Annotated in this window: 20 protein-coding genes; 16 read left to right on the top strand and 4 right to left on the bottom strand. The window is 71.9% G+C overall.

Annotated elements, in window-relative coordinates; genetic code table 11:
* The first annotated feature begins 9 nt into the window (after nucleotides 1–9).
* Together Csp2054_RS06710 and Csp2054_RS06705 are read left to right on the top strand one after the other, a co-directional pair.
* A complete protein-coding gene (locus Csp2054_RS06710) occupies nucleotides 10–435 on the top strand; it encodes a DUF805 domain-containing protein (protein WP_096898541.1) in 426 nt (141 codons plus the stop codon).
* Between the two features lie 112 nt (nucleotides 436–547).
* Nucleotides 548–1135: an acyltransferase gene (locus Csp2054_RS06705; protein ID WP_096898540.1), complete on the top strand. Its 588-nt coding sequence runs from the start codon at nucleotides 548–550 to the stop codon at nucleotides 1133–1135.
* Here Csp2054_RS06705 and Csp2054_RS18520 read toward each other — a convergent pair.
* Both Csp2054_RS18520 and Csp2054_RS06695 read right to left on the bottom strand, forming a co-directional pair.
* The gene (locus Csp2054_RS18520; protein WP_255252643.1) at nucleotides 1093–1590 is read right to left on the bottom strand and encodes an MGMT family protein; all 498 of its coding nucleotides are present in this window, start codon (nucleotides 1588–1590) and stop codon (nucleotides 1093–1095) included. The two genes, Csp2054_RS06705 and Csp2054_RS18520, sit on opposite strands and share 43 nt — an antisense overlap.
* The gene (locus Csp2054_RS06695) at nucleotides 1587–2045 is read right to left on the bottom strand and encodes a GNAT family N-acetyltransferase (protein WP_096898539.1); all 459 of its coding nucleotides are present in this window, start codon (nucleotides 2043–2045) and stop codon (nucleotides 1587–1589) included. The genes Csp2054_RS18520 and Csp2054_RS06695 overlap by 4 nt, the downstream gene beginning before the upstream one ends.
* A 240-nt stretch (nucleotides 2046–2285) precedes the next feature.
* On the opposite strand from Csp2054_RS06695, the gene Csp2054_RS06690 reads away from it, so the two are divergent.
* The 9 genes from Csp2054_RS06690 (at nucleotide 2286) to Csp2054_RS06650 (ending at nucleotide 14167) form a co-directional block, all read left to right on the top strand.
* Nucleotides 2286–3527: an ROK family transcriptional regulator gene (locus tag Csp2054_RS06690; protein WP_096898538.1), complete on the top strand. Its 1242-nt coding sequence runs from the start codon at nucleotides 2286–2288 to the stop codon at nucleotides 3525–3527.
* Nucleotides 3528–3571: 44 nt separating this feature from the next.
* Nucleotides 3572–4411 (top strand): PhzF family phenazine biosynthesis protein, encoded by an 840-nt coding sequence (locus Csp2054_RS06685; protein ID WP_096898537.1) that lies wholly within the window; start codon nucleotides 3572–3574, stop codon nucleotides 4409–4411.
* 283 nt (nucleotides 4412–4694) lie between these two features.
* Nucleotides 4695–6056: an extracellular solute-binding protein gene (locus tag Csp2054_RS06680; protein WP_096898536.1), complete on the top strand. Its 1362-nt coding sequence runs from the start codon at nucleotides 4695–4697 to the stop codon at nucleotides 6054–6056.
* Between the two features lie 111 nt (nucleotides 6057–6167).
* A complete protein-coding gene (locus tag Csp2054_RS06675) occupies nucleotides 6168–7118 on the top strand; it encodes a carbohydrate ABC transporter permease (protein WP_096898535.1) in 951 nt (316 codons plus the stop codon).
* A 1-nt stretch (nucleotide 7119) separates the two neighbouring features.
* A complete protein-coding gene (locus Csp2054_RS06670; protein ID WP_411897140.1) occupies nucleotides 7120–8019 on the top strand; it encodes a carbohydrate ABC transporter permease in 900 nt (299 codons plus the stop codon).
* Nucleotides 8020–8053: 34 nt separating this feature from the next.
* Nucleotides 8054–11185: an alpha-mannosidase gene (locus Csp2054_RS06665; protein ID WP_096898534.1), complete on the top strand. Its 3132-nt coding sequence runs from the start codon at nucleotides 8054–8056 to the stop codon at nucleotides 11183–11185.
* A 389-nt stretch (nucleotides 11186–11574) separates the two neighbouring features.
* Nucleotides 11575–12540, top strand: coding sequence for a hypothetical protein (locus tag Csp2054_RS06660; protein WP_096898533.1), 966 nt, complete (start codon nucleotides 11575–11577; stop codon nucleotides 12538–12540).
* 33 nt (nucleotides 12541–12573) lie between these two features.
* Nucleotides 12574–13314, top strand: a complete 741-nt coding sequence (locus Csp2054_RS06655) for a histidine phosphatase family protein (protein ID WP_096898532.1) — start codon at nucleotides 12574–12576, stop codon at nucleotides 13312–13314.
* On the top strand, nucleotides 13304–14167 hold the full coding sequence (locus Csp2054_RS06650; RefSeq protein ID WP_096898531.1) for an NAD(P)H-hydrate dehydratase: 864 nt from the start codon (nucleotides 13304–13306) through the stop codon (nucleotides 14165–14167). The genes Csp2054_RS06655 and Csp2054_RS06650 overlap by 11 nt, the downstream gene beginning before the upstream one ends.
* Before the next feature lie 250 nt (nucleotides 14168–14417).
* Here the strand turns inward: Csp2054_RS06650 and Csp2054_RS06645 are convergent, their stop codons facing one another.
* Nucleotides 14418–14858, bottom strand: coding sequence for a YdeI/OmpD-associated family protein (locus Csp2054_RS06645; RefSeq protein WP_096898530.1), 441 nt, complete (start codon nucleotides 14856–14858; stop codon nucleotides 14418–14420).
* 222 nt (nucleotides 14859–15080) lie between these two features.
* On the opposite strand from Csp2054_RS06645, the gene Csp2054_RS06640 reads away from it, so the two are divergent.
* The 4 genes from Csp2054_RS06640 to Csp2054_RS06625 are packed head-to-tail and all read left to right on the top strand — an operon-like array spanning nucleotide 15081 to nucleotide 19256.
* Nucleotides 15081–16292, top strand: a complete 1212-nt coding sequence (locus Csp2054_RS06640; RefSeq protein WP_176491595.1) for an ABC transporter substrate-binding protein — start codon at nucleotides 15081–15083, stop codon at nucleotides 16290–16292.
* A gap of 5 nt (nucleotides 16293–16297) precedes the next feature.
* The gene (locus tag Csp2054_RS06635; protein ID WP_255252642.1) at nucleotides 16298–17290 is read left to right on the top strand and encodes an ABC transporter permease; all 993 of its coding nucleotides are present in this window, start codon (nucleotides 16298–16300) and stop codon (nucleotides 17288–17290) included.
* Nucleotides 17287–18189 carry an ABC transporter permease gene (locus Csp2054_RS06630; RefSeq protein ID WP_096898643.1) on the top strand — a complete coding sequence of 301 codons (903 nt, stop codon included), beginning with the start codon at nucleotides 17287–17289 and terminating at the stop codon, nucleotides 18187–18189. Before Csp2054_RS06635 ends, Csp2054_RS06630 begins: the two co-directional genes overlap by 4 nt.
* Nucleotides 18186–19256 (top strand): ABC transporter ATP-binding protein, encoded by a 1071-nt coding sequence (locus Csp2054_RS06625; protein WP_096898529.1) that lies wholly within the window; start codon nucleotides 18186–18188, stop codon nucleotides 19254–19256. Before Csp2054_RS06630 ends, Csp2054_RS06625 begins: the two co-directional genes overlap by 4 nt.
* A 183-nt stretch (nucleotides 19257–19439) precedes the next feature.
* On the opposite strand, the gene Csp2054_RS06620 is transcribed toward Csp2054_RS06625, so the two are convergent.
* Nucleotides 19440–19919, bottom strand: a complete 480-nt coding sequence (locus Csp2054_RS06620; RefSeq protein WP_096898528.1) for an NUDIX hydrolase — start codon at nucleotides 19917–19919, stop codon at nucleotides 19440–19442.
* Between the two features lie 53 nt (nucleotides 19920–19972).
* Between Csp2054_RS06620 and nagB the strand changes: the two genes are divergently transcribed.
* A complete protein-coding gene (gene nagB, locus Csp2054_RS06615) occupies nucleotides 19973–20761 on the top strand; it encodes a glucosamine-6-phosphate deaminase (RefSeq protein WP_411897144.1) in 789 nt (262 codons plus the stop codon).
* Nucleotides 20762–20794: the final 33 nt, after the last annotated feature.

Below are 20794 nucleotides of genomic sequence, written 5' to 3'. Positions count from 1 at the left end.
GCTTGCAGGATGAGCGACGACAGCGTGCAGCCCGGCGGCATCGCCCTGCGCGACCCCTTCCCGGGCGCACCGTTCCCCGAGGCGGTCCGACGGTTCTGGCGGAAGTACACGGTGTTCACCGGCCGTGCCTCGCGGTCCGAGTTCTGGTGGTGGTGGCTGACCTCGTTCGCGATCGGGCTCGTGCTGCAGCTCGTCCCGCAGGTCTTCACGCCCGACGCCCCGCTGTTCGAGAACCCGGTCGGCGCGTACCTGTTCATGATCTGGACGCTCGGTACACTCGTCGGCTCGCTCGCCCTCGGTGCGCGGCGGTTGCACGACGCGAACCTGTCCGGCTTCTGGCAGTTCCTGCACCTCGCGTTCGGCATCGGGTCGCTCGTGCTCTTCGTCCTGTTCCTGCTGCCGTCGCACCCGAAGGGCGTGCGGTTCGACGTCTGAGCACCGCCGGCGTCGTCGGCGTCCGAGTGTGCGCTCCCACAGAGAGTGGTGAAGCCGCAAGAGTGCGCCCCACGCGTTCCGCGGCGAACCCGACCGGCTCTACGATCCGGGCGTGACCCCACCCAGCAGCGGTACGGCGGCCCGGCTCGGCGAGGACCTCGCGACCGGCACGGAACACGTCCTGTTCAGCACCCTCCTCGGTTCCGCACTCGTCCCCCGCGTGCTCCGGCGCGCGGTGCTCAACGCGGCCGGCGCGCGCGTCGGGTCCGGTCCCGGAACCGGGTTCTCGCTGACCGGGTCGCCGCGGAACCTGACGATCGGCCACGGCGTGTTCTGCAACAAGCACGTCTCGATCGAGGCCGTCGCCCCCGTGTCGATCGGGGACGGTACGGCGATCGGCATGCAGACGCTCATCGTCACGAGTCACCACGGGATCGACGACGCGGGCGACTGGGAACGCGAGGCCGGCGGGCGCCCGGTGGCCATCGGGGCCGGCGTCTGGATCGGAGCGCGCACCACGGTGCTGCCCGGCGCCGTCGTCGAGGACGGGGTCATCGTCGCGGCCGGGGCGGTCGTCGCCGGTCGGCTCGCCTCCGGCGGCCTGTACGGCGGGGTGCCCGCGCGTCGGCTCCGCGACCTCGGCGGTCGGGTCCCGGATCAGAACGGGTCGCGCGGGAACCCGGGGTCGGTGGGGTCGTAGCCGTCGGCGTCGCCGACGTCGCCCGCTGTCGGACGGGAGGCGCGACCCGCCTCCGCCACGCCCGTCGCGTCGGCCTGCCGGTCGCCCGTCGCGTCGGCCTGCCGGTCACCCGGTACCTCGCCCTGCCGGTCGCCCGGCGGGGGCGACCAGCGCGCCCGACGCAAGTCGAGCCTCCAGGCCGACGCGCCCTGCACGAGCGGCGTGCCCTCCGCGCGGTAGTGCTCCAGCGCCCGTGCCTCGTGGCGGATCGGAGGGTGCCCGCCGGACCGGACCACGCGCCACCACGGCAGGTCGGCGCCCTCGTGCGCCATCACCTTGCCGACGGCGCGCGACGCGCGGGAACCGAGCGCCGCGGCGACGTCGCCGTAGGTCATCACGTGCCCCGGCGGGATCGACCGCACCACGTCGGCGACGGCTGCCCCGAAGTCGAACGGCGGGGACGGCTCCGCGGTCACCCGAGGTTCAGGACGGCGAAGTGGTCGCCGTACTGCGTCTCCCGCAGGACCTCGAACCCGATCGCGCGGAAGAACGCCTCCGGGCTGTCGTCGCCGCCGGGCTCGTAGACGACCGTGAGGCGCTCGAACCCGCGGTTCCTGGCTTCCTCGGCGAGACCGTGCACGGCGAAGCGGCCGACGCCGCGGCCCTGGGCGCTCGCCGCGACGTTCACCCGCCAGATGGCGCTGCGGAGCTCCTCCTCCGAGTTGTCGGCGTCGAACGTCCCGATGATCATGCCGACGACCTCGTCGCCGTCGAGGACCACGCGGGTCCAGGCCGAGCTCGGCTTGACGTCCGACTCCGCCTGCGCGTACGTGGACGGCTGCACGAACTGTTCCTGCCCCGGCTTCAGGGTCAGGGAGTTCGCCGCAGCGGCGGTCGTCGCGGAGAGCTCTTCGAGTCGCAGATCGGCCATGCTGCTCAGGGTATCCGTGCTCCCCGTGCGGGGGCCAGCGCGTGCGGGAGACCGATACCGCACCGTTGTCGCCCGGTGCGCCTTGGCGACGGACGGCATCGTCGGCGTGCCGGGCGGGCGGCGTGCGGTGTGGTCGCCGTGCCGGGCGGGCGGCGTGCGGTGTGGTCACCGTGCCGGGCGGGCGGCGTGCGGTGTGGTCACCGTGCCGGGCGGGCGATCCGCGCACGGTATGGTCACCGCATGGCAGAGCACCGGCGTGGAGCGAACCTCCCGTCGATCGGGGGGTTCAACCGTACGGTGGTGCTCGACGCCGTCCGCCGCTCGCCGGAGGGCCTCAGCCGGGTCGAGCTCGCCGGACGGACCGGCCTGAGCGCCCAGACCGTGTCGAACGTCACGCGGTTCCTGATCGAGGCCGGCATGATCGTCGAGTCGGGCACCGTGGTGTCGGGACGCGGCAAGCCCCGGACGATCCTGCGGCTCGAGCCGGGCAGCCGGTACGCCGTGGGGGTGCACGTCGACCCCGCCGTGGTCACGTACGTGCTGCTCGACCTCGCCGGCACCGTCGTCGCCCAGAGCACGACGTCGACCCCCACCGCCGACGACCCCGACCAGGTGGTGCGCACGATCGCGGGGGCGGTGGACGCCCTCGTCACCGGTGCCGGCATCGACGACACCACGGTGCTCGGCGTCGGCATCGCGACCCCCGGACCGATCGACGCCGACGCCGGGGTCGTGCTCGACCCGCCGTTCCTGCCGCGCTGGCGGGACGTGCCGCTCCGTGACGCGGTCGCCGAGGCCACCGGCTCCCCGGTGCTGCTCGAGAAGGACGTCACGGCCGCCGCCGTCGGCGAGATGTTCCTCGCGGGGGAGTCCTCCGCCCGGAACTTCGCGTTCGTGTACTTCGGCACCGGCTTCGGCGTCGGACTCGTCCTCGACCACGAGCCCGTCCGAGGTGTGGGCGCCAACGCCGGCGACGCCGGGCACATCATGGTCGACCAGGGGCCGCTCGCGGGGACCCCGGACGGCGCCGGTTCGCGGGGAGAGGTCGGCGCCGCCGTCGCACCGGACCGCCTGGTGCGGGTGGCGCAGGAGCGCGGTCTGCAGCTCGGCGAGGTGCACGACGCCGCCGCGGTCGACCGGGCCTGGGACGCGCTGGCGGCCGCGATCGACGCCGGTGACCCCGACGCGCACGCCCTCGCGGCGGACGCCGGACGGGTCATGGGCAACGCCGCGGTGCTCATCGTGAACCTGCTCGACCTTGACCGGGTGGTGTTCGGTGGGCCGTTCTGGTCGCGGATCGCGGCGGCGGCGCTGCCCGCGGCGCGCACCGCCATCGTCGACTCGCCGATCCTCGTGCCGAAGCACCCGATCGCCGTCGTGGAGAGCGACCGCGGTGCCGAGGTGGCCGCGGTGGGAGCGGCGTGCCTGGTGCTCGACGCCGCGCTGTCGCCGCGGGCGAGCACGTTGCTGATCCGGCACTGACGGGCCGCCCCGTGGCGCAGAGCGTCCGGCGGTAGCGTCGTGGGGTGACCTCCGAGATCCTCCGGTACACCGCGTTCGCCGACGGGCCGGGTGGGGGCAACCCCGCCGGGATCGTGCTCGACGCCGCGTCGATGACCGGTGACGAGATGCTCGCCACAGCCCGCCGGGTCGGCTACCCCGAGACGGTGTTCGTCGTCGGCGGGACCACCGACCGCCCCCGGGTGCGGTACTTCTCGCCCGGCGCCGAGGTGCCGTTCTGCGGACACGCGACGATCGCGCTCGGGGTGGTCCTCGCCGAGCGGCACGGGGTGGCCGACCGGGTGTTCGAGACGGCCGTCGGCCCGGTGGCGGTCCGCGCCTCGACGGACGACCACGGCGCGGTGGTGGTCGCGATGACGAGTGTCGAGCCCTCGACGGGCGAGGTCGACCGGGAGCACCTCGAGCGGCTCTACGCCGTCACCGGACTCCGGCCGTCGGACATCGCCGAGGGGTACCCCGTGCTCGAGGCCGCGGCCGGCAACCGGCACCCCGTCCTCGTCCTGCACGACGCCGAGGTGTTCCACCAGTTCCGGTTCGACCCTGCGACGCTCCTCGCCCTGAAGCAGGAGGCCGGGTGGGAGGGCACCGTGGTCGTGCTGCACCGCACCGGTGCCCTCGAGTACGAGGCGCGGAACCTGTTCCCTGCGGGGCGCATCACCGAGGACCCGGCGACGGGATCGGCAGCGGCGGCCACGGGGGCGTACCTCCGCGCGGTCGGGAAGGTGTCCGCCGGGGACCGCGTCGTGATCCGGCAGGGGCGGCACGTGGGTCGGCCGAGTGTCCTGCTCGTCGACGTCCCGGCGTCCGGGGGCATCACGGTGTCGGGCGGGGCCACCCCGATCTGAGGTCGTGCCTTCCCATCGCGTCCGACCTGGGAAGCCGGATCGCTCGTCGGGTGCCGGAAGTTCCGGGCTCCTACGAGCGATCTGGTCACCGACGAGCGATCCGGCCTCCTACGAGCGATTCCGCTCCCCACGAGCGATTCCGCCGCCTACGAGCGATCCGGCACCTGCCCCCGCGACCGTTCCGGAGCGGTACCGGAATACCCCTTGACATGGATAAGTAAATACGGTGGAGTAATCCCACGCGGGTGACGGCACCCGCGACATCCCGTGCAAAGGAGCACCGATGAAACGCCGCACCCGAATCATCGCCGGTCTCGCCGCAGCAGCAGTCGCCGCGGTCGGTCTGGCGGGTTGTTCCACCTCCGGATCCGCTTCGAGCGACACGATCAAGATCGCGTACCAGAAGTTCGGCGCCTTCCAGCAGCTCGACGCTCAGATGAAGGAAGTCAAGAAGGAGTACGAGAAGGAGTACCCCGGCCGGAAGGTCACCCTCGTGCCGATCCAGGCGCAGGGCAACGACTACTACACGAAGCTCGCGCTCATGAACAAGGCGGCCGCCACCGCGCCGGACGTCATGTACGAGGACACCTTCCTCATCAAGGCCGACGCCCAGGCCGGCTACCTCCTGCCGCTGGACAAGTACACGGCGAAGTGGAAGGACTGGGACCAGTTCTACGACAACGCCAAGCAGGCCGGTGAGGGCGTCGACGGCAAGACCTACGGCGTCTCGATGGGCACCGACACCCGGGCCCTCTGGTACAACAAGGACATCTTCAAGAAGGTCGGCCTGCCCGTCCCGTGGGAGCCGAAGACGTGGGACGACGTCCTCGCGGCGGCGAAGACCATCAAGGAGAAGGACTCCGGCGTCATCCCGTTCAACATCTACTCGGGCAAGGCGCAGGGCGAGGCCTCGACCATGCAGGGCTTCGAGATGCTCCTCTACGGCGCGGACGGCTCCGGCAACACCCTCTACAAGGACAAGAAGTGGGTCACCGGCTCGAAGCAGTTCGAGGACTCGCTGAAGTTCGTCAAGGAGGTCTACCAGGGCGGCCTCGGCCCGACCCCGCAGCAGGCGCTCGACACCAACGTCGGCACCACGATCGCCCAGACGTGGCTGCCGCAGGGCAAGCTCGCGATCGACCTCGACGGCTCGTGGCAGTCCGGCACCTGGCTGAAGTCGGGCACCGCGCCGTGGAGCGACTGGTCGTCCGTGATGGGCCAGGCGCCGTTCCCGACGCAGAACGGCCAGGAGCCCGGCTACAACTCGATGTCCGGTGGCTGGACGCTCGCGGTCGGCAAGAACTCGAAGGCCCCGCAGGCCGCGTTCGACTTCATCGCGAAGTTCCTCGACAAGGACGGCTCGCTGAAGTACGACACCGAGAACAGCCAGATCGCCGTGCGCAAGGACGTGGCCGAGGACAGCGCCTACACGGACGCCAACCCGACCTTCAAGTTCTTCTCGTCGCTGGTGGAGCACACCAACTTCCGCCCGGCGACGAGTGACTACTCGCAGGTGTCCAACGCCATCCAGGTCGCGATGGAGTCGGTGATGACCGGCCAGCAGACGCCCAAGCAGGCGGCGGCCGCGTACGACTCCGCGGTCGAGCAGGCCGTCGGCAAGGACAACACCGTCTCCGCCGGCTGACGGTCGTCACCACCTGACGGACTGGAGGCGCGGCTCGCGTCGCGCACCGCGCCTCCCGTCCGTCCCCTCCCCACCTTCGGAACCCTCTCCGCACCCGGAAGGCAACCAACCGTGTCCAGCACCCCCCTCGCGCCGACCCTGTCGGCGCCCGGTGCGCCGAAGCGCACCGACGGACCGACGCAGCGCAGGCGGAAGCCGCTCCGCAGCGTCGGCCGCGCCGTCCCGCTCCTGCCCGCCGTCGTCCTCCTCGTCATCTTCCTGCTCGGCCCCGTCATCTCGTCGTTCTCCGGCTCGTTCACGAACTCCGCGCTCACCGGCGCCGGAGCCGCGGACCAGCAGTTCGTCGGGCTGAAGAACTACGTCGAGCTGTTCCAGGACCCGGACTTCCCGAAGTCCGTCGTCCTGACCATCGTGTTCCTGCTCGCGTCCGCCGTCGTCGGGCAGAACGTCCTCGGACTCGCGCTCGCCTTCCTCATGCGGAACGCGAACAAGGTGGTCCGCGCGATCGTCGGCACCTTCGTCGTCGCCGCGTGGGTCCTGCCCGAGATCGTCGCCTCGTTCGCCGCCTACGCGTTCTTCAACGACCAGGGCACGCTCAACGAGTTCCTGAAGACCATCGGGATCACCGGGCCGAACTGGCTCTACACGTACCCGATGCTGTCCGTGATCCTGGCGAACATCTGGCGCGGCACCGCGTTCTCGATGCTCGTCTACTCCGCCGCCGTGCAGGAGGTGCCGGAGGAGATCGTCGAGTCCGCCGAGGTCGACGGCGCCACCGGCTGGCAGCGCCTGGTCTACATCACGCTGCCGGTGATCCGTCGCTCGATCTCCACCAACCTGATGCTCACCACGCTGCAGACCCTGTCGGTGTTCACCCTCATCTTCGTGATGACCGGCGGCGGCCCCGGCACGAACTCGTCGACGCTGCCGATCCTGGCGTACCAGGAGGCGTTCAAGTTCTCGCAGCTCGGATTCGGCACCGCCATCGCGACGATCCTGCTCGTGGTCGGCGCCGTCTTCTCGATCATCTACATCAAGGCACTGAAGCCGGAGGTGGACTGACATGGCGATCACCGCCGCTCGTCCCGACACGACCACCACCCGGGCCGTCACCGCCCCCGGCGCGCTGCACATGACCTCGCCGCGCGGCCGCACGATGCGCTGGGTCTCGAACGTCGTCCTGCTCGCCATCGCCGTCTGCTTCGCGGTGCCGCTGCTCTGGCTCGTGCTCGCGTCGCTCGACACCCAGGCGTCGCTCTCCGTGAAGGTGCCGTCGCAGTTCACGCTCGACAACTTCGCGAAGGTGCTCACGCCCGACCTGTCGTTCATCCCGCTCGCGAACAGCCTGCTGCTCTCCGGCGGCACCGCGGTGGTCACGGTCGTCGTCGCGATCCTCGCCGCGTACCCGCTGTCGCGCTACCGGATGCGGATCAACAAGCCGTTCCTGTACAGCATCCTGTTCGGCACCGGTCTGCCCATCACGGCCATGATGGTGCCCGTCTACGCGTTGTTCGTGTCGCTCAACCTGATCGACAACGTGTGGGGCTGCATCTTCTTCCTCGCCGCGACCAGCCTGCCGATGGCCATCTGGATGTCGAAGAACTTCATGGACTCGGTGCCGATCGTCCTCGAGGAGGCGGCGTGGACCGACGGCGCCTCGATGCTGACGACGCTCTGGCGGGTCGTGATCCCGCTCATGCGCCCGGGGATCGCGGTCGTCTTCATCTTCGTGTTCATCCAGGCGTGGGGGAACTTCTTCGTCCCCTTCGTGCTGCTCCTGTCGCCCGACAAGCAGCCCGCTGCCGTGAGCATCTTCAACTTCTTCGGGCAGAACGGCGCCGTCGCCTACGGGCAGCTCGCCGCGTTCTCCATCGTCTACTCCGTGCCCGTCATCGCCCTCTACGTGATCGTGTCCAGGGGCCTCGGCGGCGGCAGCGCCCTCGCCGGCGGCATCAAGGGCTGATCGGGCCCACGGAAGAACCAGGAAAGGCACTCCCATGCACCACGACGAACCCCTCGTCGAAGCCCGGATCGCCCGGCTCGTCCGCGACCGCATCGACCCGGCGGTCCTGCGCCGCTCGGCACCGGTCGAGATCGCCGCGTGGACGGTCCCCGACGAACCCGTCCCGTTCGCGGTCGCCGCGGCCGCCGAGTACGCCCCGTTCGCGGTCGGCGACGAGTGGGGCGACCGGCCCTGGGGCACCACCTGGTTCCGGGTCCGCGGGACCGTCCCCGCCGACTTCGGCACCGCGCCCGGCACCACCGCGGAGCTGCGGGTCGACCTCGGCTTCTCGAAGCGCCAGCCCGGGTTCCAGGCCGAGGGGCTCGCCTGGCGCCCGGACGGCACCACCATCAAGGGCATCGAGCCGCTCAACGACACGATCCCGCTCGAGGTCGGACCCGGGGAGTCGTTCGAGGTCTACGTCGAGGCCGCGGCCAACCCGGACATCGGCGGCGACTCGTTCCAGGGCGCCACCCCGCTCGGGTCCCGCTCCACCGCCGGCACCGAACCGATCTACCGCCTGCGCGCCCTCGAGCTCGTCGAACGCGACGACACCGTCTGGGAACTGCAGCAGGACGTCTGGGTGCTCCGCGGCCTGATGGCGGAGTTGCCCACCGACGGCACCCGCGGCGCCGACATCCTCCGTGGCCTCGAGCGTGCCGCCGACGCCCTCGACCCCGACGACGTCGCCGGCACCGCAGCCGACGCCCGCGCGGTCCTCGCGCCGCTCCTCGCCGTCGGGGCCGCCGGGTCCGCGCAGCGCGCCGTCGCCGTCGGGCACGCCCACATCGACTCCGCCTGGCTCTGGCCCGTCCGCGAGACGATCCGGAAGTGCGCCCGCACCTTCTCGAACGTCCTCGACCTGATGGACCGCGACCCCGAGTTCACCTTCGCCTGCTCGTCCGCCCAGCAGTACGCCTGGATCCGCGACGGCTACCCGTCCATCTGGGAACGCATCAAGCAGCGGGTCGCCGAGGGGCGCTGGATCCCCGTCGGCGGCATGTGGGTCGAGTCCGACACGAACCTGCCCGGCGGCGAGGCGCTCGCCCGGCAGTTCGTCGCGGGCAAGCGGCTGTTCCTCGAGGAGTTCGGCATCGACACCCCGGAGGCCTGGCTGCCGGACTCGTTCGGCTACTCGGGTGCGCTCCCGCAGATCGTCCGCGCCGCGGGCTCGAAGTGGTTCGTCACGCAGAAGCCCTCGTGGAACGAGACGAACGTCATCCCGCACACCTCCTTCCACTGGGAGGGCATCGACGGCTCCCGGGTCCTCACGCACCTGCCCCCGGCCGACACCTACAACTCGGACGTCTCCGCCGCCGACCTGCACCGCGGGGAACGGCAGAACAAGGAGCGCGGCGTCGCCAACACCGCGATGCTCCTGTACGGCTTCGGCGACGGCGGCGGCGGACCCACCCGCGAGATGGTCGCCGCCGCACGACGCCAGCACGACCTCGACGGTTCGCCGCGCGTCACGCTCGGCACCCCGGCCGACGTGTTCGAGGAGCTCGAGCGCGTGCTGCCCGAACCCGCCGTGTGGTCGGGGGAGATGTACCTCGAGTTCCACCGCGGCACGTACACGTCGCAGATCCGCACCAAGCAGGGCAACCGCCGCTCGGAGCACCTGCTCCGCGAGGCCGAGCTCTGGGCGGCGACGGCGGCCGTCCGGCTCGGTGCCGAGTACCCGTACGACGCGCTCGAGGAGGCCTGGCACACCGTCCTCCTGCAGCAGTTCCACGACATCCTGCCGGGCTCCTCGATCGCCTGGGTCTACGAGGTCGCCGAGGAGAACTACGCCCGCGTCGCCGCGGTCCTCGAGGAGCTCATCGGCACCGCCACGACCGCGCTCGCGAACGGCGGCGCTGAGGCCCTCGCCGGGGTCGGTGCGAGGACCGCCGCGCACGGGGATGCCCGCGGCAGCGGAGTGGTCGACGCCCCCGCGACCGAGGGGACGCCGTCCGGCGGAGCCGGGCGTGCCGGCGGCGACGGCGGGACGGTGCGCTTCAACGCCTCGCCCGTCGCCGTCGGATCGGTGACCGCCCTGGGTGGTTCCCCTGACGACGCGCCGCGAGCCGTGCCTCCCGTCCGGGACGGCGACCACCTGGTGTTCGACACCGGCGTCGTGACCGCGACCATCGACGGCGAGGGGCACGTCGTGTCCCTCGTCGAGCACGCGACCGGCCGCGACGCCGTCGCGCCGGACGGGGCCGCCGCGCAGTACACCGTGTTCCGGGACACCCCGAACCAGTGGGAGGCGTGGGACATCGACCGCGCGTACCAGCGCAACGGCACCGTGCTGACGGCGACCTCGGTGGACGTCGACGGCGACGAGGTCGTCGTGACCCGTGCCTTCGGGTCGTCGACCGTCACGACGCGGTTCTCCGCCGTCGCCGGCAGCGCCGAGCTCCTCGTCGAGACCGCGGTCGACTGGCACGAGCGGCAGAAGCTCCTCAAGCTCGCGTTCCCGCTCGACGTCCGGGCGTCGGTCGCCTCCAGCGAGATCCAGTTCGGCCACATCGACCGACCCACGCACCAGAACACCTCGTGGGACTCGGCGCGGTTCGAGACCTCCGCCCACCGCTGGGTGCACGTCGCGGAGCCGGGCTTCGGCGCCGCCGTCGCGAACGACTCCACCTACGGACACGACATCACCCGGTGGACCCGTCCGGACGGTGGGACGACGACGCTCGTGCGGGAGTCGCTGCTGCGGGCGCCGACGTTCCCCGACCCGTCCGCCGACCAGGGGCACCACGTGTTCCGGACGGTGCTGCGCGTGGGCGCCTCGGTGCTCGACGCCGCTGACTCCGGCTACCGGCTCAACCTGCCGGTGCGTTCGGTGCCGGGTTCCGCGTCGGTCGAGCCGCTCGTGACGGTGTCGTCGCCGCAGGTGTTCGTCGAGGCCGTCAAGCTCGCCGAGGACCGCACCGGGGACGTCGTCGTGCGGCTGTACGAGGCGTCGGGTGGTCGGGCGACCGACGTCGGGGTGTCGTTCGGGTTCGACGTGTCGTCCGTCACCGCGGTCGACCTGCTCGAACGGCCCGTCGAGTCGTCGTCGTGGGGTGCCGGGGAGCCGGTCGTGCTCACCCTGCGCCCGTTCGAGATCGTCACGCTGCGGGTACAGCGGGCGTAGCGGGGGCTCGCCGGGTCCGAGGCAGCGGACCCGGCGGAGAGGCTGCGGCGTCGGGGGAGCTCGGGTGCGTTCCCCCGGCGCCGCTTGCCGTTCCGCTCGTGGGCTGCCGTTCCGCTCGTAGGTTGCTGGTTGCGGTTTCGCTCGTGGTTGGCCGTTCCGCTCGTGGGTGCTGGTTGCGGTTTCGCTCGTGGTTGGCCGTTCCGCTCGTGGGTTGCCGTACCGCTCGTAGGAGGTCGGAACTTCCGACCACCTACGAGCGGAACGGCTTTCCATTGCGGGCGTGATGGGTCGTTTGCTCATTCCTCCACAGGCGCTGCAGCCGGGAGGCTCATCAACAGTTCTCCGTCGAGGTCGCGACCGCGCATGGTCGGTTGGGCACCCTTGCCGGCATGGAACTCCCACTCGACATCTACCGCGCGAGCACGCTGCGGGAAGCCGGTCGCACCGGGGCATCGCTCCGCCGGCTCGCGGCCTCGGAAGGACCGGACCGCCTCGTGCGGGTGGCGCCGAACGCCTTCGTCCGCGGGACGGACTGGGACGCCGCTGGGCCGAGACAGCGGTACGTCACCCGGGTGTTCGGACGACTCGGTCGACGGAGCGTCGCGGCGGTCGGCTCGCACGCATCGGCGGCCGCCGTCCACGGGCTGCCGTGGCTCGGTGGATGGCCGGAGCCCGTCCACGCGACGGTCCCGAAGAGGCAGTACCGCTCGAGTTCCGACAGTCTCGTGCTCCACACGAGGCCGATCCGGGCGGAGCACGTCGTGTCGCACGGCGGACTCCGGTTCACGACCATCGCGAGGACCGTGGCCGACGTCGCGCTCGCCGGGGACGTGCGGCAGGCGGTCGTCCTCGCCGACGCCGCCCTGCGGCTGGGTGTCCGACACGGGTCGATGACGGAGGCGCTCGACGGGTTGCCGCACCACCGTGGCCGTGCGCAGGCGCTGATCGCCCTCGAACTCGCCGACCGCAGGTCCGGGTCGGTCGCGGAGTCGCTGGCGCGGGTCGTCTTCCGGGAACTCGGGCTCCCCGCGCCCGTGCTCCAGCAGCCGTTCGTGGTGGGCGGCCACCGGTTCGACGTCGACTTCTGGTTCCCCGAGCAGGGAGTCGTGATCGAGATCGACGGACGGGCGAAGTACACGCAGGACCGCTACCTCGCTGGCCGCGCACCCCACGAGGTGTTCGTCCACGAGAAGCGGAGACACGAGTCGCTCCTGACGGTGCCCGCGGTCCGCACCATCATCCGCCTCGAGTGGCGCGACCTGTGGGACCTGCCCGCGCTCGCGCACCGGCTCCGACTCGCGGGGCTCCCGTGCCTCCTCCGACCGCTCCGCAGCGCACGGGGCGTCGTCCGGTGAGGTGACCCAGCCACGCATCGTTAGCGTGGCGCCATGGCTGTCAGGGAGATCTGGCTCGTCCGCCACGGGGAGTCGGAAGCGAACGTCGCTGCCGCCCGCGCCGAGGCCGACGGAGCGGACGTCATCGACGCCGGGCACCGGGACGCGGACGTCCCGCTGAGTCCGCTCGGTGAGGAGCAATCGCGGGCACTCGGACGAGAGCTCGCCCGACGCCGGGTCGACGCCGTCCCGGTCGAGCTCTGGGAATCGCCGTACCTCCGCGCCCAGCAGACGATCCGGATCGCCCTGGACCGAGCGGGCTCGGAGGAGCCGCCTCGCCGGATCGACGAGCGGCTCCGGGACCGCGAACTCGGAGTCCTCGACCTCCTCACCCGGCAGGGCGTGCGCAACCGGTACCCGGACGAGGAACGCCGTCGGCAGTGGCTCGGGAAGTACTACCACCGGCCCGCGGGCGGAGAATCGTGGGTGGACGTCATGCTCCGGCTCCGGTCGGTGCTCGCCGACGTCGACCGCCTCCACGGCCCCGAACGCCTGGTCGTCGCCGCCCACGACGCGGTCGTCATGCTGACGGTGGCCGTCTGCCTCGACCTCGACGAGCGGGCGCTCATGGAGTTCGCCGAGACGCACACGGTCGCGAACGCGTCGCTCACCCGCCTCCGCCGCGACGGGATCGGCGAGCCGTGGTCGCTGGAGGAGTTCTCGGCCGTCGAGCACCTCGACGACCGCCAGGTGACCGAACACAGCGGTCGGAAGGACGACGCCCGTGTCCGCTGAACCCGTCACCCCGAACTTCCTCCGCGACTGGCAGCTCCCGGAACCAGGGGCCGGCAAGTACGGCCGCGGGCAGGTGCTCGTCGTCGGCGGAGCGGCACGCACCCCCGGAGCCGCGATGCTCTCCGCCCTCGCGGCACTGCGCGTCGGGGCCGGTCGGCTGACCCTGGCGGTCACACGCAGCATCGCACCGCACATCTCGGTGGCCGTTCCCGAATCCGGTGTCGAGCCGCTCGACGAGGACGCCGATGGGCACGTGGCCGTCGGTGCGGTCGAGGGCATCGCCGCCGAACTCGAGCTCGCGGACGCCGTGCTCGTCGGACCGGGACTCGACGAACCCGACGGCACCAGGGACCTCGTGGCGAACCTCGCGCGCACGGTCGGGCCGGAGACCGTGGTCGTGCTCGACGCGTTCGCCCTCGGTGTCGCGGCGGACGTCCGCGACCAGCTCGGACCGCTGCGGAACCGGCTCGTGATGACGCCGAACAGCGGCGAGGCCGAGCGCCTGCTCGGACGGGAGTGCGGTGACGACGACGTGGCCGACGCGGTCGCGATCGCCGAGCGCTTCGGGGCGGTGGTCGCACTCGGGGACGCCATCGCCACGCCCCGGGGACGCACGTGGCGCAAGGGCACCGGCTCCGGCGGCCTCGGCACGAGCGGCAGCGGCGACGTGCTGTCGGGAGCGGTCGTCGGGTTGCTCGCCCGTGGGGCCGACCCGGCGCAGGCGGTGGCGTGGGCCTCGTACGTGCACGCCGCAGCGGGGGACCGGCTCGCCGTGCAGGTGGGTCCGCTCGGGTACCTGGCGAGCGAGTTGGTCGGGGAGATCCCGCGCGTGCTGGTCGAACTCGGGGCCTGAGGTCGGTCGAGCCCGTGCGTTCCAGCCCATCACACGTGCAATAGGAAGCTGAATCGCTCGTGGTCAGTCGGAAGATCGGGCCTCCTACGAGCGATTCGGCAACCCACGAGCGATTCGGCCACCTACGAGCGATTCGGCAACCGGGCAACCAGCGCCCGCCGAACCCCGCGCCGGCACCCGGCACCCGCGCCGGCACCCGGCACCCGCGCCGGCACCCGGCACCCGCGCCGGCACCCGGCAACCCGCGCCGCTACGCGCGGAGCGACTCCACGGCCTTCTCGACACGCCGCGCCCGCGTCTCGGGGGCCTTGGCGGCGAGCACCGGGTCGACGAGCGCCCGCTGCCGCGACGCCGAGAGCGCCTCGAACGCGGCCCGCACCCCGGCGGCGGCGTCGAGCGCGGCACCGAGATCGTCCGGCACGTCGACGGTTCGGGGCTCCGCGTCCACCTCGAGCGTGACCTCGACCGTGTCACCCGCGCTGATCCCGGACGCCTCCCGGTGCGCGGCCGACAACGGGACGAGCGACTGCGCTCCCATGACGCCGACGGTGGACCGGTAGCGGTACCCGTCGTTCAGCGTGACGACCACCGCGGGACGCTTCCCGGCACCGAGCGCCTCGATGACCTCCGGCGGCACCGGCAACCCGGTGGCTGTCTTCCTCGCCTGCAGGACCGTCGTCGTGAACCGCATGCGTGCCTCCAGTCCGTTCGGGCGCCGCAGCGCCCCGGTGCGGTGAGCAAAGCACGTCCGACCGCCGCGCCACAAGACCCGGCCACCTGAACGACCGACCGGGAACTGTTCGATCCCCGTTCACCCTGCCGCTGTGGGCCGGATACCGATCGCGACCATCCTCGTGACCGACCGAGTCGCACAGTCGTGCGGGACGGATCCGTCATCCCGAAAGGCACCCCCTTGCACCAGCGCAGCACCCACCAGCGCAGCACCCACCAGCGCAGCACCCACCAGCGCAGCACTCTCCAGCGCAGCACCCAGCAGCGCGCGCTCGCGGGCCTCGCCCTCGCCGCCGCGGCGATCGTCACCCTCGCCGGCTGCTCCGCCACGAGCAGCGCCTCCACCACCGACGACGCCGCCTGGAAGACCGCCACCAGCGCCCAGTCCGCCGGCGGCATGGACGCCCTCGTGAAGGCCGCCAAGGCCGAGGGACAGCTCAACGTCATCGCGCTGCCGCCGTCGTGGGCCAACTACGGCAAGATCATCGACGGCTTCTCGAAGAAGTACGGCATCAAGGTCAACTCCGCCAACCCGAACGGCTCCTCCGCCGACGAGGTCGCCGCGGTGAAGTCGCAGAAGGGCCAGTCGACGGCACCGGACGTGCTGGACCTCGGCAACGCGGTCCTGCAGCAGAACCTCGGGCTGCTCACCGACTACAAGGTCGCGAACTGGTCCGACATCCCGGAGACCCTCAAGGACGCCGACGGCAAGTGGACGCGTGACTACACCGGCCTGATGTCGATCGGCTACGACTCCTCGAAGATCGCGGACGCGCCGAAGGACCTCAACGACCTCCTCGGCTCCGAGTACAAGGGCAAGGTCTCGATCGCGGGCGACCCGACGCAGGCGAACCAGGCCGCGAGCGCGGTGTACCTGGCCGCCCTCGAGAACGGCGGTTCGGCCGACGACATCACCAAGGGCGTCGAGTACTTCGGCAAGCTCAAGCAGGCCGGCAACTTCCAGAACGTGCTGCCCACCCAGGCCACCGTCGCCTCGGGCGAGACCCCCGTGGTCATCCAGTGGTCGTACAACAACCTCGCCTGGGGTCCCGCCGCCGGATCCAGCGGGAACAAGAACTGGAAGACCGTCGTCCCCGAGGGGCAGGCGCTCGGCTCGTACTACTCGCAGGCCATCAACAAGGACGCCCCGCACCCCGCCGCGGCGCGCCTCTGGCAGGAGTACATCGCGAGCCCGACCGTGCAGAACCTGTACCTGCAGGCCGGAGCGTTCCCGTCGACCCTCGCCGCGCTGGAGCAGTCGGGCAAGGTCGACAAGGACGCCCTCGAGGCCGCCGGCGGCATGCCGAAGGACTACGTCGAGCTCACGGACGACCAGGCCACGGCGGCTGCGAAGGTCCTGTCGGCCAAGTGGGCCTCCACGATGGGCTCCTGACCCGCATGAGCACCACACCGGCATCCGGGACGGCCCGCACAGCCGCCGTGACCGCAGGCCCCGCGGCCACGAGCGCGGCGGTGACGCCCGCGCCGACCACGGTCGCCGCCCCGGCCGCCACCACCCGACCCGGCGCCGGACCCCGTGTCCGGCGCCGGGTCGGCGTCGCCTGGCTCGGCCTCACCCCGTTCGCCGCCTACGTCCTGCTGTTCCTCGCCGTCCCGGCGGTCATCGCCGTCGGCAGCGGCTTCTTCGACGGTTCCGGCGCGTTCACCGTCGCGAACCTCGCGGCGTTCGCCGACCCGTCCGTCCTCCGCGCCTTCGCCGGTTCCTTCGGCGTCTCCGCGGTCTCGGCCGTGGTCGGTTCGGTACTCGGCGCCGTCGTCTGCTGGGCGCTCGCCGCGCTCCGTCCGGACGGACTCGTCCGTTCGATGGTCGACGCCGCCTCGAGTGTGCTGGCGCAGTTCGGCGGCGTCATGCTCGCGTTCGCCTTCATCGCCACGATCGGCGTGCAAGGGCTGGTGACGAGCTGGCTCGTCGCCGCCTTCCACGTCGACCTCAACGCCGGTGGCACGTTCCTCTACACCGTGCCCGGCCTCGTGCTCCCGTACGTCTACTTCCAGGTGCCCCTCATGGTCCTCACGTTCATGCCCGCCGTCGAGGGCGTGAAGGCCCAGTGGGGCGAGGCGGCCGCCACCCTCGGCGCCTCGCGTGCGACCTACTGGCGTCGCATCGCACTCCCCGTCCTCGCGCCGGCGTTCTGGGGGTCGCTGCTGCTCCTCTTCGCGAACGCGTTCTCGTCGTTCGCCACGGCCGCCGCACTCATCTCGCAGGGCGGCATCGTCCCGCTGACGATCCGTGCGCAGCTCACGAGCGAGACGATCATCGGCCTGCAGAACGTCGCCGGGGTCCTCGCCTTCGGCATGGTCGTCGTCATGGCGGTCGTGATGGGCGCCTACTCGCTCCTGCAGCGTCGAGCAGCGCGGTGGCAGCGATGAGCGCGATCAGCGGGAAGGCAGCCGTCGACGCGGCGGTCACCGCCCGACGGCGAACGGCCGGCACACTGCCGGGAGGCACGGCTCACCCCCGCGGGTTCGGCCCGGCCCCGTCTCGGGTCACCGCCGCGATCGTGCTGGGCGTGGTCGGCCTCGTGTTCGCCGTCCCCCTCCTCGCGCTCCTGCAGTTCACGTTCCGGCAGGGGACCGACGGGGCGCTGACCCTGGACCACTACACGGCCCTCGCCGACCCGGTGAACGCCGCGACGTACCAGCCGGTGTTCGACGGCCTGGGCGCCTCGCTCGTCATCGCCGTGATCACGGTGGGCATCGTGCTCCTGGTGCTCCTGCCCGCGCAGATCATCACCGCCCTGCGCTACCCGAGGCTGCAGCGGGTCCTCGAGTTCGTGTGCCTCGTGCCGATCACCGTCCCCGTGGTGGTCCTCGTCGTCGGGTTCATCCCCGTGTACCAGGTCGTGGCGCAGGTCTTCGGCTCGGGCGCGTGGACGCTCGCGTTCGCCATCGGCATCGTGTCGCTGCCGTTCGCGTTCCGCCCGATCACCGCCGCCATCACGGCGGTGGACCTGACGGTGCTGTCCGAGGCGGCCCGTTCCCTCGGCGCCTCGTGGTGGACCGTCACGTGGCGGATCCTCCTGCCGAACCTCCGACGCGGCATCGTCGCCGCGTGCTTCCTGACGATCACGGTCGTCCTCGGCGAGTACACGCTCGCCTCGTTCCTGTCCCGCACCACGTTCCAGACCGCACTCGTGCTCGTGCAGCAGACGGACCCCTACGTCGCGGCGATCTTCTCGCTCGCCGCGCTCCTGTTCGGGTTCCTGCTGCTCGTCGTCATCGGCCGGGTCGGCGTCCGCCGCCGGCGCAGCCCCGAGGAGTCCGCATGACCACCACCGCCCCCGCCGCCCCGGCCACGCTCGCGAGCACCGGCGCCACCGTCGAGCTCGTCGGCGTCGAGAAGCGCTACGGCGCGCACCGCGCCCTCGCCGGCCTGTCGCTCCGGATCGAGCCGGGCGAGTTCGTCTCGCTCCTCGGCCCGTCGGGCTGCGGCAAGACCACCGCGCTCCGTGCGCTCGCCGGTCTCGAGGCGATCGACGCCGGCACGATCAGCATCGACGGCTCGGACGTCAGCACGGTGCCGGTCGAGAAGCGCGACATCGGCATGGTGTTCCAGCAGTACTCGCTGTTCCCGCACATGACCGTCCGTCAGAACGTGGCGTTCGGGCTCGAGATGCGCCGCGTCCCCGCCGCCGCACGACGCGAACGTGTGGTCGAGGCGCTCGACATGGTGCACCTCGGCGAGTTCGCCGACCGGTTCCCCCACCAGCTCTCCGGCGGCCAGCAGCAGCGGGTCGCGCTCGCCCGCGCGCTCGTCACCCGGCCGCGCGTGCTCCTGCTCGACGAGCCGCTCTCCGCGCTCGACGCCAAGGTCCGCGTCTCGCTGCGCGACGAGATCCGCCGCATCCAGAGCGACCTCGGCATCACGACGGTCTTCGTCACCCACGACCAGGAGGAAGCGCTCGCCGTCTCCGACCGCATCGCCGTGATGCACGCGGGCGGCATCGAGCAGATCGGCACGCCCGAGGAGCTCTACAGCGCCCCCGTCTCGGCGTTCACGGCGGACTTCATCGGCCAGTCGAACCGGCTCCGGGGCGACCTCCGTGGCGGCGACGTCTTCGTGTACGGCTTCACGGTGCCGGCGCTCGACCGCTCGGCAGCCGACGGTCCGGTCCTGGCCTACGTCCGGCCCGAGGACATCGCGTTCGCGGCGGAGGGCGTCACCGGCACGGTCGTGTCGTCGAGCTTCCTCGGGTCGATCCGGCGGACCACCGTGCGGCTCGACGACGACACGATCGTCAGCGTGCAGCACGAGGTCGGCGACCGCCGTGCCGTCGGGGAGCCCGTCGCCCTGCGCCTGCTCGGCGCGCCCGTCGCGGTCGCGCCGCTCGCGTAGCGGAGCGCCGCCCACGTCGGACGGGAGGCGCGGTGCGGGCCCGCACCGCGCCTCCCGTCCGACGATGCGCGGCCGTCGCAGCTGCGAAAGCGACAGATGCGTCCTGCACGGCCGCACGGGACTGTCGCTCTGGCGGAAGCGACGCCGCGCGCGCCCGCCCCGCCCGCGACCGCCAGGCTCGCGTCAGCGCTGGAAGCGCGTCGCGACCTCGTCGGACAGGCCGGCCTCGACCCGTGCCCGCATGTCGGCGGACATCGGCGGCAGCGCGGCGACCGGTGCCCAGAACGCCTCGGTGTTCTCCCCGTCGGCCGGGAACGGCGTCCCCGACTCGTACCGGCACGCGAACACGAGGTCGAGGTACTGCGCCCGGTCGCCGTTCGGGTACGTCATCTCCGGGAGCACCTGCACCCACGCGAGGCGTTCGGGCACCGCGACGACGTCGGCTTCCTCGAGGACCTCCCGCGCGGCGGCGACGGCCGGCTCCTCCCCGGGGTCGACGATCCCCGTCACCGGCGTGTAGGCGCCGGAATCGGACCGTCGGACGACCAACAGCTCGCGGTCGTCGCCCGACCCGCGGGTCACGACGGCGGTCACCCCGGTCAGCCAGAGCGGATCGGTACCGATCTTCGAGCGGAGCGACAGGACGAAGTCAGGCGTGGGCATGTCCCCACGCTACCGACCCCTGTCGCGGACTGGTCATGACCAGTAGGCTCGTGATCGTGGAGATCATCATCCTGCCCACGCCGGCGGAGGTCGGTCGCGTCGCCGCGGCCAAGATCGCGTCGGTCGTCGCGAAGAAGCCGACGGCGGTCGTCGGCCTCGCCACCGGATCGAGCCCGCAGGGCATCTACGCCGACCTGCGACAACGGGTCGAGGCGGGGGAGGTGTCGTTCGCCCAGGCCCGTGGTTTCGCGCTCGACGAGTACGTCGGCATCCCGCTCGACCACCCCGAGTCCTACGCGTCCGTCATCGCGCGGGACGTCGTGGAGCCGCTCGGCTTCGACCCGTCGCGGGTGCGGGTGCCGGACGGCCGTGCCGCCGACCTGGAGTTCGCCGCGAAGGAGTACGACGCGGCGATCCGTGCGGCCGGCGGCGTCGACGTGCAGATCCTCGGCATCGGGGCGAACGGGCACATCGGGTTCAACGAGCCGACCTCGTCGTTCGCGTCCCGCACGCGGATCAAGACCCTCGCGCCCTCGACGCGGGAGGCGAACGCCCGGTTCTTCGACGCGCTCGACCAGGTCCCGACGCACTGCATGACCCAGGGACTCGGCACGATCCTCGAAGCCCGCGAGCTCGTCCTCGTCGCCCAGGGTTCCGCCAAGGCCGACGCGGTCGCCGCAGCGGTCGAGGGGCCGCTGTCGTCGTTCGTGCCGGGCTCGGCCCTGCAGCTGCACGAGCACGCGACGGTCGTCGTCGACGAGGAGGCGGCCGCCGGCCTCCGCCTGGCCGACTACTACCGCCACACCTACGCGAACAAGCCGGAGTGGCAGCGCTTCGAGTGACCGCCGGCAGGGGGTCCCGCGTCCGCAGCGTCG

Source organism: Curtobacterium sp. 'Ferrero' (genome assembly GCF_002412165.1).
In the GTDB taxonomy this organism is placed as follows: Bacteria; Actinomycetota; Actinomycetes; order Actinomycetales; family Microbacteriaceae; genus Curtobacterium.
The sequence above is the reverse complement of the archived record's forward strand: the minus strand, read 5'-3'. Positions and strand labels throughout refer to the sequence as shown.